General features: G+C 51.2%; 11 protein-coding genes. 8 read left to right on the forward strand and 3 right to left on the reverse strand.

Going from position 1 to position 13,070, the window contains the following annotated elements; all coding sequences use genetic code 11:
- Positions 1-7: 7 nt before the first annotated feature.
- The 5 genes from ACMXD4_RS16310 to ACMXD4_RS16330 all read left to right on the forward strand — a co-directional run bounded on the left by ACMXD4_RS16310 (position 8) and on the right by ACMXD4_RS16330 (position 5,873).
- A complete protein-coding gene (locus tag ACMXD4_RS16310) occupies positions 8-784 on the forward strand; it encodes an exodeoxyribonuclease III (protein WP_415878771.1) in 777 nt (258 codons plus the stop codon).
- A gap of 561 nt (positions 785-1,345) precedes the next feature.
- A complete protein-coding gene (glnL, locus tag ACMXD4_RS16315; protein ID WP_033157300.1) occupies positions 1,346-2,401 on the forward strand; it encodes a nitrogen regulation protein NR(II) in 1,056 nt (351 codons plus the stop codon).
- Positions 2,388-3,809 carry a nitrogen regulation protein NR(I) gene (gene ntrC / locus ACMXD4_RS16320; RefSeq protein WP_415878772.1) on the forward strand — a complete coding sequence of 474 codons (1,422 nt, stop codon included), beginning with the start codon at positions 2,388-2,390 and terminating at the stop codon, positions 3,807-3,809. The genes glnL and ntrC overlap by 14 nt, the downstream gene beginning before the upstream one ends.
- A gap of 170 nt (positions 3,810-3,979) precedes the next feature.
- Complete coding sequence (locus ACMXD4_RS16325) at positions 3,980-5,347, forward strand: hypothetical protein (protein WP_171694659.1); 1,368 nt, start codon at positions 3,980-3,982, stop codon at positions 5,345-5,347.
- Between the two features lie 25 nt (positions 5,348-5,372).
- The gene (locus ACMXD4_RS16330) at positions 5,373-5,873 is read left to right on the forward strand and encodes a hypothetical protein (protein WP_415878773.1); all 501 of its coding nucleotides are present in this window, start codon (positions 5,373-5,375) and stop codon (positions 5,871-5,873) included.
- Here ACMXD4_RS16330 and ACMXD4_RS16335 read toward each other — a convergent pair.
- Positions 5,859-6,674, reverse strand: coding sequence for a DUF2066 domain-containing protein (locus ACMXD4_RS16335; protein WP_415878774.1), 816 nt, complete (start codon positions 6,672-6,674; stop codon positions 5,859-5,861). The two genes, ACMXD4_RS16330 and ACMXD4_RS16335, sit on opposite strands and share 15 nt — an antisense overlap.
- A 96-nt stretch (positions 6,675-6,770) precedes the next feature.
- Between ACMXD4_RS16335 and purM the strand changes: the two genes are divergently transcribed.
- Positions 6,771-7,814: a phosphoribosylformylglycinamidine cyclo-ligase gene (gene purM / locus ACMXD4_RS16340; RefSeq protein WP_171694656.1), complete on the forward strand. Its 1,044-nt coding sequence runs from the start codon at positions 6,771-6,773 to the stop codon at positions 7,812-7,814.
- Between the two features lie 185 nt (positions 7,815-7,999).
- Here the strand turns inward: purM and ACMXD4_RS16345 are convergent, their stop codons facing one another.
- Both ACMXD4_RS16345 and ACMXD4_RS16350 read right to left on the reverse strand, forming a co-directional pair.
- Entirely contained in the window at positions 8,000-8,725 is a 726-nt protein-coding gene (locus ACMXD4_RS16345; RefSeq protein ID WP_171694655.1) for a PEP-CTERM sorting domain-containing protein, read from the reverse strand.
- A gap of 145 nt (positions 8,726-8,870) precedes the next feature.
- Positions 8,871-10,313, reverse strand: coding sequence for an alkaline phosphatase PhoX (locus ACMXD4_RS16350; RefSeq protein ID WP_171694654.1), 1,443 nt, complete (start codon positions 10,311-10,313; stop codon positions 8,871-8,873).
- A gap of 913 nt (positions 10,314-11,226) precedes the next feature.
- Between ACMXD4_RS16350 and ACMXD4_RS16355 the strand changes: the two genes are divergently transcribed.
- The gene (locus tag ACMXD4_RS16355) at positions 11,227-12,453 is read left to right on the forward strand and encodes a tyrosine-type recombinase/integrase (RefSeq protein WP_415878775.1); all 1,227 of its coding nucleotides are present in this window, start codon (positions 11,227-11,229) and stop codon (positions 12,451-12,453) included.
- A gap of 79 nt (positions 12,454-12,532) precedes the next feature.
- Positions 12,533-13,060, forward strand: coding sequence for a RadC family protein (gene radC, locus ACMXD4_RS16360; protein WP_415878776.1), 528 nt, complete (start codon positions 12,533-12,535; stop codon positions 13,058-13,060).
- Positions 13,061-13,070 lie beyond the last annotated feature (10 nt).

Here is a 13,070-nt window from a genome sequence, read left to right on the forward strand (position 1 = left end):
AAAGTCCATGCTCCGCATCATCTCCGCCAATCTAAACGGCATTCGGTCGGCAACCAGAAAAGGTTTTTACGACTGGTTAGACACCCAAAATCCAGACTTCGTCTGCCTACAAGAACTTAAAGCCCAGGCCGGCGATATGACAGCCGAGATGCTGACACCGAAAGGCCTGCACGGCTATTTTCATTATGCCGAAAAGAAAGGCTACAGCGGCGTCGGTATCTACAGCAAACAGCCGGCCGATAACGTCATTGAGGGCTTGGGCTATGCCGACATTGATAGCGAGGGCCGTTACCTGGAAGTGCAAGTTGGCAATCTATCGGTCATTTCCCTGTATCTGCCTTCCGGCTCCAGTAGCGAAGAGCGACAAACCGTCAAATACAGCGTGATGGAACGCTTCTATCCGCATCTTGCCGACTTGAAAGCCAGCGGCCGGGAAGTAGTGATTTGCGGCGACTGGAATATCGCCCATAAGGAAGCCGATTTGAAAAACTGGCGCGGCAACCAGAAAAACTCCGGCTTTTTGCCGGCGGAACGGGCCTGGATGACCCAAATATATGATGAGCTGGGCTGGGTAGATGTTTATCGCAGACTACATCCCGACGCTACCGACGCCTGCTACACGTGGTGGAGCAATCGTGGTCAGGCTTGGGCCAAAAATGTCGGTTGGCGTATCGATTATCAAGTCGCCACGCCGGGTATCGCCAATCGTGCACAGTCAACCAGCATTTTTAAAGAGCAACGCTTCAGCGACCATGCGCCATTGATCGTTGATTACGCAGACTAGCCGCCAATCGACAAACGCACCGAATTAGCGAAGCAGCTGTTCGACTGACGCACCAGCCTGGTTACCGATGCCGAAAGGCGCACCAATTCAGTTCAAAGTGTGCCATTGCCAGAGATCACCTACCGGTTTATTCACTAGCCCTTAAACCCATAACGCCATCATCTCCGCGGGAACAGCGACCAGAATACAAGATGCAAACGGCTTGAATGGGTCACTCTTACCCCGGAACTTCGCTTGATTCAATCCAACCTTTTATGCACCAATATTGTGCAATCATATGGCACATAACCGCGTATTCGAGCTGCTGATAAGGTTCCCAAACATTTTAGCCGCCTTAATCGATATTGATCGTATTCCTAAGCATAAGGCTTAAAGCCGGAATAGCGATAAAAATCCCACTCCGCACCCACCCTTGCACTAACATGAACCATCAAATTGGGCGAACGCACTAATATTGTGCATTAGAGCCGTTTTTTATCAGACAAATGAAGCAATAAGGCAACTTTACGCTTGGCGTACAAATTGCTTGTTCACTACAACTCTTAACACTTAAATTAACCCGTGCACAAAAAGATACTGGATCATTTAAACGAAGCAATCCTGCTGTTCGACAAGGACTTGCGCCTGACCTATATCAATCCAGCCGGCGAAATGCTGCTTGCCGACAGCGCCAAGCATTTGCTCGGCCAAACGGCGCACAAACTGTTCAAAACCGCGCATAACACCCTATTTAACGATTTATTACCGCGCTTGTATTTGCTCGAGCCGCTGGTCGATAGAGAATTAATCCTAGAACGGCTCAGCCAATCGATTACGGTTAACCTCAGCGCCACGCCCTTGCTCGAGGATGGGAAATTAAGCGAAATCCTGATCGAACTGCAACAGGTAGACCGGCATTTGCGGATCACCAAAGAAGAACAATTGCTGGCCCAGCAAAACACCAGCCGCATGCTGGTGCGCGGCCTGGCGCATGAAATCAAGAACCCGCTAGGTGGTTTGCGCGGCGCAGCACAATTGTTGGACCTGGAATTGCAAGATCCTGAATTAAAGGAATATACGCAAATCATTATCGCCGAATCGGACCGCTTGCAGGATCTGATGGACAAAATGCTCGGCCCCAACAAACCCGCGCATAAAAGCCAGCTGAATATTCACGAAGTACTGGAGCGCGTCCGGCACCTGGTTACGGTGGAGGCCGCCCACGGCATTATGCTGCAGACCAATTACGATCCGAGCATCCCGGAGATCTTCGCCGATAAAAATCAGCTGATCCAGGCCATTCTGAATATTGTCCGCAATGCCGTGCAAGCCGTGCAAAACCATGGCGTGATTACGATAAAAACCCGGGTGCAACGGCATATGACCATAGGTCGAAAACGCTACAAGCTGACTGTTAAAATCGATATTATCGATAACGGCCCCGGCATCAAACCCGAGCTGATGGGGCAGATTTTTTATCCGATGATCACCGGCCGCGCCGAGGGTACCGGACTTGGCCTGTCGATTGCTCAATCTTTGATCAACCAGCATAACGGCTTGATTGAATGCGAAAGCGAGCCGGGCAATACCGTATTTTCCATCTACCTACCTTTGGAGACGAATCATGCAAATACCTGACAAGGTCTGGATTGTCGATGATGACAAATCCATCCGCTGGGTACTTGAAAAAGCCTTGCAGAAAGCCGGCGTGCATACCCAAAGCTTCGCCAGCGCCAACGAATTGCTAAAATCGCTCCCCAGCGGACTCCCGCAAGTGCTGATCACGGATATTCGCATGCCGGGCATGGACGGCTTCGAGTTGCTGCGGAACATTCAAAACAGTTATCCGGATTTACCGGTGATCGTGATGACCGCGCATTCCGATCTGGAAAGCGCGGTGTCGGCATTTCACGGCGGCGCCTTCGAATACCTGCCCAAACCCTTCGACGTTACCGAAGTGGTCGAAACCGTGCAACGTGCCTGCGCGCACAGCAAACAGCGGCAAAGCGACCTTGTGCAAGCACCGCCTACCGTCGAGGAAACCCCGGAGATCATCGGTGAAGCGCCGGCCATGCAGGAAGTGTTTCGAGCAATAGGCCGTCTGGCCCGCTCGCACATTACCGTATTGATTAATGGCGAATCGGGGACCGGCAAGGAATTGGTCGCCAAAGCCCTGCATCGCCACAGTCCGCGCGCCGACCAGCCGTTTATTGCCTTGAATATGGCCGCGATCCCCAAAGATTTGATGGAATCGGAACTGTTCGGCCACGAAAAAGGCGCGTTTACCGGCGCCCAAGCCCGGCGCATCGGTCGGTTTGAGCAAGCCAATAACGGCACGCTGTTTCTGGACGAAATCGGCGACATGCCCGCCGAATTGCAAACCCGCTTGCTGCGGGTGCTGGCAGATAACGAGTTTTATCCGGTGGGCGCGCATACCTCAGTGCGAGTCAACGTGCGCATCATTGCCGCCACCCACCAGGATCTAGAAGCGTTGGTGGCGCAAGGCCGGTTTCGCGAAGATTTGTTTCACCGCCTGAACGTGATTCGAATTCATATCCCACCGTTGCGCGAACGCCGGCAGGATATAGGCTTGTTGATGCGGCATTATCTCTATCAAAGCGCGAAGGAACTGAATACCGAAATCAAACTGTTAAAACCGGAAACCGAGGCATTTTTAAGCGGCTTGAGGTGGCCAGGCAACGTGCGGCAATTGGAGAATATCTGCCGCTGGCTGACGGTGATGGCCTCGGGCCGGGAAATTCATCTGGAAGATTTACCGCCGGAACTGACCCACAATAGCGGCGATTCCGCATCCAGCGACACAACACCGGGAGATTGGGAAAGCCAGTTTAAAAGTTGGGTCAAGCAGCAATTATCGACCGGTAAAGTGGACATCGCCAAGCAGGCTATCCCCACCTTGGAAACCCTGTTGATCGAGGCCGCGTTGAATCATACGCATGGCCGCAAACACGAAGCAGCACTATTGTTGGGCTATGGCCGTAATACCTTGACCCGCAAAATCAAGGAGCTGGATATTAGAGAATAAGCGCGGCCGGAAAGCCGCCATTTTCGGCGCAGCTTGGTATTTGCGGCAGCCGTTTGCCGGGGCATTTTGACCGGCAAAAACCGGCAGGTTTTTTATCCGTTTAAATGCCATCGGTGTATACTCCCGCCGTCTGATTAACCTCAATAACAAGCAGAGAAGGTTCATATCTAATGGCGGATAAAACGGTAAGTAAACACCTGAGCAATCTTGAACGGCAGTTCGCGGCGAACGATCCGGTTTTGCAAAAAACCGCCAAGATATTCCAGGACCTGGATGAAATCGAGTTTGAACTGGGGTTGATCGATAACGACGAGACCACCGCACGCAAAACCAGTTGGTGGCCCATCGTCAGCACGCTGGGCGGTTATTCGCCCGCCAAATCAGACTTTGTTAATCGTTACCTGGGCGTGCAACTACACACCGCCCGCCATAAATTCACCGTACTGCAATATACGCCACAAACCAATACCGCGACGCTACCCGGCACCGCACTGGACGCCGACCACCGCTTACCTTTCTATCAAATCAGCCGTCAAATCGATTTGGTCGCCAACGGCGAAGGCAGCAAACTGAACGGCTATCTGGAACTGGTCACGGTCAATAGCAGCAAATTAAAAAACAAACTGTTGATCGACACGCCGGTATTCAATCCCGCCACGGAAAATCCAGTCTCCGGCCTGTTGCGAAAATACGTGATAGGCATCTCCGATTTGGTATTGGTATTTAACGACTTGTTCGAGGCCGATGCCGATTTGATCAAGGACACCCTAGCAGAGATCGTTGCTCACCAGGATGCCAATAAATTCATTTTCGTGATCGATCATTCCGAAATAATGATCGATGCGCTGAAAAGCCAGGAAATCGCCGCATCCTGGCAACGCCGCCTGGCCGAACTGGGCATCCACACCGGCCAATTTATTGTGTTATCGCAATCGGGCGATACTTCGCTGTTCGATCAGCGCTTCAACAACATTTATAACGACCGCTCGTACCGCATACTCGGCACGCTGGAAAACAGCATCCGCGCCATCGACGACACCATTTTTTCGGAAGTGGAAGAAGCGTTAACCACCTGGAAGGACAGATGCAACGCCTCCACCCTCATTGTGCTGGGCTTTATCGTAATGCTGATGTTATTTGCGGAAATTGCGGTGGGGATACTCGAACTACTGATCGACCCGATTATCGGCCCGGCCATCCTCGCGACACTGATTGCCTTATTGACGCCGCTACATATAATCGTCAGCCGCGTGCATGCCAAATTCCTGATCAAGCACTTGCACAAGCGGCAGAAACAATTGAATCTCAGTGAAGACTTGGCGGGTTTGTTTGAAAAAAGCCTGAGTTTCTGGCGAATTTTAATGCCCATCACCGACCCCGTCGGTAAAAACAAGAAAAACCGCAAAAAACTGAACGGTCTCATAGAACAAACCAAAGATCTGGTACAAGCATTGAACGACCAGTTCAGCCACGGTCAGCAACCGGAATATCGCAGCCAATACGACGCATATTCTTATGCCGACTCAGAGGAAAACTGATTAAGTAGCGTGAGCGTGCGTCGTGATGGAAATTTTCAGACATTATTTCCCGCTGTGCTGGTTCAATGTCTCGGTATTGGATCTGCCCAGATCGACGCGCTTTTTTAAAAACAATGCGATTTTTTATTTTATCGCGGTGTTTTTTATTCAATTCAACATGTCGGACGACATTGATTCGGCCTTCGAAGTGCTGCTGGAGACCTTGCTAACGCTGGGCTTTATCGCGCTGGTATTACTGCTGAATAGAACTTTTAACACCTTCATACAAGTCGCGTCGGCTATTTTGTTTTGTGAAAATGTCGTCGCTATCTTTCTGATTCCTATCGTATTTTGGGTGACCGTAGCAGAAGATACGCCCAGCTATGCAACCTTGGCGTTGTTTTTGATTTGGGACATGGCGATTATTGCGCGGATATTTAAAGACGTATTGCAGGTTAATACTCCGGCCAGTTTGGTGGTGTCTTTATTCTATTTTCTAACCACTTACGGCGGGGCCTACGGCATCTACAGCTTAGTGGGCGGCTGAGGACTCCGGTTTAACGCCGTAATAATTCGACAGCACATCATAAGCGCCTTGCGCGCCCGCAACCGCTGCCGCTTTCAAAGGTAAACAAGCCCCGCTCCATTGCTTGATCTTGCCATCGAAATAAAACGCCCATTCGCCCTGCCAGCAATCGCCTTTTTTGGCGATGCGACCCGCCATCACGGAGGTCACTTCGTAGCGAGCGGATACTGCCAACAAATTGCGGGAATCAGCTCCTAGCACTTCGCTTAGTGAAATTTTTTGCTGTTCCTCCAAATCCAGCATCGGAAATATCATCGGTACGCCCTTAATTTTGGACGCAAACGCCAATGCACTTTCCAACTCCGGCATGCTGTCAGCGTTGTAAAACCGTCTACCCTCTTCGTCATCGACAACCAGCCACACCAAAGTTTCGGGCCGGATTTCACTCCAGATACCTACCTGGCTTTTGCGCATGACTTCCATCAATTGATCTTCATCAAACTGCACTCTAAGCAAGCGCGCGTCGGTGTCAGGCAGTTCATCGGCGGAAATCAAGGAAAATTGCGATTGCTTGACATAGTTCTGCGCACTGGACAACGCCTGCTGCACTACCGGAATTTTGGAAATATCCTCAGACACCAAGACCCGACTCAAAACGGCATACATGGCCTGTTTGATTGCTTGCGTCCTATCCTCAGCGGATTGACTGTTGGCGATCAGTTCAATCTCATACAAACCTTTTACTTCGACAGCCTCCGTTAACGGGCAATTGCACAACAATCCCCACAGACATAGGCTGAAAAACCCCGATTTACCCTTCATAAAAACTTTGACCACAAGCCTACCCTGACAGTGCATTAATGGGAACTATAGTACAATATCGCCCGTTTCAACCTTAACTTTAACGAGAGACTGACATTGAGCGAACAACAACAAGACCGCCTGAATTATAAAAGCGCGGGCGTCGATATTGAAGCCGGCAACGCTTTGGTCGAGCGCATCAAACCCATCGCGGCCAAAACCCGTAATGCGGGCGTCATGGCCGGTTTAGGCGGCTTCGGTTCGCTGTTCGAATTACCGCTGGATCGTTATAAACAGCCGGTGTTGGTCTCCGGCACCGACGGCGTCGGCACCAAATTAAAGCTGGCGCTGGATTTAAACATCCACAACAGCGTCGGTATCGACCTGGTGGCGATGTGCGTGAATGACATCATCGTGCAAGGCGCAGAACCGCTGTTTTTCCTGGATTATTTCGCCACCGGCAAACTGGAAGTCGATACCGCCGCCAGCGTCATCGAAGGCATAGGCAAAGGCTGCGAACAGTCCGGCGCGGCACTGGTTGGCGGCGAAACCGCGGAAATGCCCGGCATGTATGCCGACGGCGATTACGACTTGGCCGGCTTTTGCGTCGGCATCGTCGAAAAAGATCGCATCATCGACGGCAGCCAAGTCAAAGCCGGCGACAAACTGATCGCCCTCGCCTCGTCCGGCCCGCATTCCAACGGCTATTCCTTAATTCGCAAAATCGTTGCCCGTAGTGGTCTAGCTTGGTCTGATGATGTCAACGGCAAACCACTCGGCGAAACCTTGCTGACTCCAACCCGTATTTACGTCAAGCCCCTACTGGAACTACTGAAAACTGTGCCGGTGCACGCAATGGCCCATATCACCGGCGGCGGCATTACCGAAAACCTGCCGCGCGTGCTGCCCAACGGCCTGAATGCCAGTGTCCAGCTTTCCGCCTGGCGATTGCCGGAGATTTTCGTCTGGCTGCAACAACAAGGCAATGTCGAATTAGCCGACATGCTGGTTACCTTTAATTGCGGCATCGGCATGATAGTCTGCGTCGCGGCAGAAGACGAAGCCGCTACCTTGGAAATATTGGCACAGCAAGGCGAAACCGCGTTCAGCATCGGCGACATAGTCCTCGGCGACGGCAAACCACACGTAATCTACTCCTGACTCTGAAAATATCTCCGCCATGCCTGAAATCCACAGGCATGGCGTTAAAAGATCTTCAGTTTCATCTGCGATCAATTCAACACCAAGAAGGTCATTTCCTGATCAGTGAGTTGCCAACGGCTTTGAAGCAAGCCACCTCATGTCGCCATTCCTAAAGAAATTGCCAATATCTTGAACTACGGCGATTAAGCTTTGCGGCGAACGCCCAAAAAACCTAACAATGCGGAACCGAACAACCAAACTGCGCCAGGGACTGGTACGGCTGCTAACGCAGTGCCTGATACCGTTACCATATCAAAACGCCAGGTGCCGGTAGAACCATAAGTACCGGTTGGAGAAGATGCCGCGTATGTGCTTGTTGAAGGCGCGAATGCCGCTAAGACACGAAAGCCGAAATTAGCATTGTTGGCTACCCCGGCGATACTGCTGAAATCGACTGAACGGCCGTTGAACCAAGTATCGCCTGCCGCGCCGCTAAACAAGGCAAAATCAGTCCAGGTACTACCGTCCGTAGTGTATTGCACTTGCTCATATTTAGAAGACGTATTGCTGTGGCGTAAGTCGTAACTAACCTGAATGTTATTGAAACCCACCGTGCTAACCAGATACCGCGTACCGCGGGTTTTATTGCCGGCACCTTGAGCCGCATAACTGGTGGTATTCCAACCACTGTCATCGCCTATCGCCGGGTCGGATGAACCGCCACTCGCATCGCCGCTAGCAAAAGTTGCTGTGGTGCCTCCTACCAGCGAAGCCGAGCCGCTACCGATGCTAGGGGCGCCTGTGCCGGTACCGGTGGCAGAATCAGCAGGATTCGAGTTGAAATTCCATTGTGTAATTACAGCCGCTTCCGCGCCGGCACTAACAGATAGAACCACTAGCGCGCTAGCCATCATCATTTTTTTGTTCATGTTTGGATTCTCTTAATTATTGGTGGTCAAGAAGACATTTCCGGACTGCTTATCTGGCCCGAAAGACTGCCCATCACAAAAAAGCCCGACATAAAGTCGGGCTTTCGATCAATCAATTTGGGAACACGCCCTGCCCCCTAAGCAATCAGGCTTTACGGCGGCGCAGGCCGATCATGCCGGCAATTGCTGAACCGAACAACCAAACCGCTCCAGGTACCGGTACTGGCGCAGCAGTCAACTCAATGGTGCGATCAATGCCATCAGCTGGATGCTGTACGTTGATATACGCTTTGTTTGGATTGAATTTGTCGAAATACAAACCGGTGCTTTCAGCACCTTGAGTAGTCAAACTGATCCATTTGGAGAGAGACTCGGCAACCCCGTCACGATCTGCATCCTTGGCAAACCATACATCTTCCACACCACCATCTTGATCTTCAACGATGTAGATATTGCCTTCGGCATCAATAGCCAAGTTATCGGCATTTTTGAATTCACCGCCTGCCGCCAAACCAGTCGCCAAATCGATGGTGTTGCTGTCGGCAAACAGTTTGACTTCGCTAGTACCAAGATCAATAGAATAAACGCGGCTGCGGCCGGTGCCTTGGTTGCCGTCGGTGTCTGAATCGGTAGTCGTGAAGTACAAAAACTGGTTACCGTTAGCCAAGTTTTGAATTTCCATGTCTTCAGGGCGATTAAAACCTGTGCCTTTTACAGCGGCATTATCAGCGCTGACGCGGCCGTCGATCGTGCCGTCGCTAAGCTGTGCGGAAATACCGGCTAAAACGCCACCGTTGACATCGGTAATAGCTTCCCATGTTGATGCACCGGTGATAGCAGCACCGGTAGTGCCTTCAAACTGGGCTCCTGCACCGACTTTTAAAGCAAATGTTTGCCCCGCGGCAAAAAAGCTGTCGCCGCTAGTGGCAAATGGATTGGCCGATACGTATTTGTATACAGACCCACCGTTCAATTCATCGACAAAATACAAGTTGTTGTTTTTGTCGAACGCCAAACCTTCGTGAGAAACGCGCGGCAGAATGGAACGTTGGATAAATGTGCCGCCATTCGCCGCCGCAGTGGTGGCATTGGTCACTTCAAACAAACGGCCTTTGCTGCTGCCAGTTCCCCAAGATTCTTCAGCCGTCAAATAGCCGCCCCATGGTGTCCACAAAGAAGCATCGCCGGAAACAAAACCTTGCGTACCTGGCGCAACGATAGTGGTGGTGCGCGAGTTGTAGTCGTTATTCCAAAGATCGATACGTTGCACGCCCGCGGAACCGGTTTCGAACGGCATGAACAAATAACGGCCGGCGTCAGGACCGGTTTCGTTGGCGGCTATCATGTCCCAGCTACCTGAGTTGGAACCTGGCACCAAGGTGTTTTGGGTCTTACGGTCGGCGATGGTTTGTTGAGTAAAATTGGGCGAAGACAATTTATAAGGTGTCGCTGAACCTGGGTTAACAGGAACCGTGTTGCCTGTCATTGGCGTAAAATTGTCGAATTCGGTTGAGGCCGCTTGCGCAGTCAAAGGTGAAACGCCAGCTGTAACAGCTGCGGCAATCAGAGTTAATTTAAAAGCTTTCATAAAAAAGTCATTCCTAAAGCAAAGTCGGTTAATTGTTTTTGGTCTTCCGCAAAAATCTGCCTCACAGAATTTGCAGAAAGAATGTTAACCAGCGCTCAAGAAATTAAAGTTGCAGTTCTGTTAAGTTTTCATGACATGTAATACGCCGCTAGCACCCATTCTGGTGCGACTAAAATCACCTTATCGACTCTTACTGGCAGCCGCTCCTGCCCTTCAACCTAGAAGAAATTGAATCCCCGACAATGCGTGGCAACAAACGTCGTGCGCACCAGGGACTCAGCATGGCGATTAGGCTACAAGACGCTCAAGAGCGGATATTGCAGTCCTGTCCCTAAAAAAAGTTTGGCGAAATAAGTCCGAATGGACGAAAACTGCATATTTTCTCCGTTTTGCTCAAGAAACCTCAGCGAATTGGCACGTGAAGAACGGCACATCATCAAATATTTCTGGAATACAGAATTGCTTCGGTAACACTGAAAGACACCCAAAATGAGAAAAGCATCAACTGGAGAACTGCGCACAGAAAACCGCACGCACGTTTCGGAGGAAAGGGAGATTTAACGGCAGTCCCTATCGGTGACAGGGAACTTAAGAACCGGGTGAAAATTTGTCACCAGGGGTTTTACCGATTACACAAACGATTTTGGACGGTATTTTGTACAAGCAATAAAAAAGGCCTAGGTGAAAAACACCTAAGCCTTTGATATATATGGAGCTGGCGATGGGACTCGAACCCGCGACCGGCTGATTACAAATTTGAAGGCCCGCTATTTTCTGCTGATTACTCAATCTTAACAAACCTTTACAAAACAAGGATTTCAGCCTATCATAACCTTAACGGTGCTACACGAAATATGCTTATTTTTAACAAAATGCGTAGCACCAGCGTAGCACCAGAAAACGAGGTTATGACATGGCTACACGCTTCAGCTTCACTAAACCACAGCTTGACGCACTACCCGACCCGGCGCCCGGTGAGCGTGTTATTTACCACGACACCCACAAAAACGCGGCGGGCTTACAGCTTCGAGCCACCAGTACCGGGAAAACCTTTTTTATTCAGCGACGAGTAGACGGCAAGCCCGAGCGCGTCACTATTGGCAAGTTTCCAGACTATTCGATTGAGAATGCGAGAAAAGAGGCGGCGCGACTAACAGCCCTAATAGCCCAAGGCATTAACCCCAACACCGACGCCAGAGCCTTAAAAACCGAAACCACCTTGCAAGAACTGTTCGACGACTTTTTGCAACACCGACGCAACAAGCGCGGCGCTTTTCTGTCGGAAAAAACCAAACGAAGCTACCGTTACGACTTCGGCCTGTATCTTGGCAAATGGAGCAATCGCAAGCTGTCACAATTCAAAGATACCGACTTCGGCAAACTACATGCCGAAATCGGCAAGGAACACCCCACCACGGCAAACCGCGTAATCGCGATGGCTTCCAGCCTATTCGGCTATGCTGCCGAGCGTAAGCTATTTAAGGGCGCAAATCCTGCCCACGGTATCAAGAAATACCCGGAAACCAAACGCGAGCGGTTCCTACAATCCGACGAGTTACCGGCATTTTTTACCGCACTGGCCGAAGAAGCCAACGACACCTTACGCGATTACTTTTTAATTTCCCTGCTGACCGGGGCGCGGCGCTCGAACGTGCAAGAAATGCAATGGGGCCAGATCAACTTTGATCGGGCCGAGTGGCGCATACCCACCACCAAAAACGGCGAACCACAAACCGTCACCCTATCCGCCGAGGCGCTGGAAATCCTACGCAACCGGCAAGCCGATAAAGCTGGTGTGTGGGTGTTTCCTGGCGCTGGCGCGACCGGTCATTTAGTCGAACCTAAGAAAGCATGGCGGCGCGTATTGGATCGGGCCGGAATCGACGACTTACGAATTCACGACCTACGCCGCACCCTGGGAAGCTGGCAAGCCAAAACCGGCGCGTCATTGGCGATTGTCGGCAAATCCCTTAACCACAAATCACCATCAACAACGGCGATTTATGCGCGGCTTGACCTTGACCCCGTGCGAGAGTCAGTAGACCGCGCCACCGGCGCAATTTTAGCCGCTGCAGGCCTGAAGCCGGCGGGCGAAGTGGTGGAAATCACGACCCAAGCAAAGAAGAAAACCGGGCGATAGCTGCCCAAGATCGGGCCGGCAAGTGTTGCGACCACCTGCCGACCCTAACCACAACCGCACCTAACAGAGAGGCGCAACCATGGCTAAAAAACATTCTACAGAAACCACAGCGTTAAAGCTGCCGTACTTTGTCACCGATACCGCCGGCAAATACCGAGCGCGGCAAGCCTTGACCGAAGAGCAAATCATTAAAGCGGCTTCGGTACTGCTAAACAAGGCTGTTTTCAGGGACTCAGCGCTAACCAGTCCCGACATTACCCGCGCCTATCTCAAGGCCCGATTGCGCGGCCTGGAGCATGAAGTATTCGTTTGCTTATACCTGGACAACCAACACCGGGCAATTGAGTATGAAGAGCTTTTTCGCGGCACGATAGACGGCGCTTCGGTATATCCGCGCGAAGTGGCGAAGCGATGCCTACAGCTCAACGCGGCGGCGGTCATATTTGCCCACAACCACCCCAGCGGCATTAAGGAACCGAGCCAATCTGATCGAGCAATAACCAAAAAGCTCAAGGAGTGTTTAGCCTTGTTCGATATTCGCACGCTTGACCATTTCATTATTGGCGACGGCGAGCCGTTATCGTTTGCCGAGCGTGGCTTAATCTGAATAAAGCGGA

It is taken from the genome of Methylomonas sp. TEB (assembly GCF_047777895.1).
GTDB lineage: Bacteria > Pseudomonadota > Gammaproteobacteria > Methylococcales > Methylomonadaceae > Methylomonas.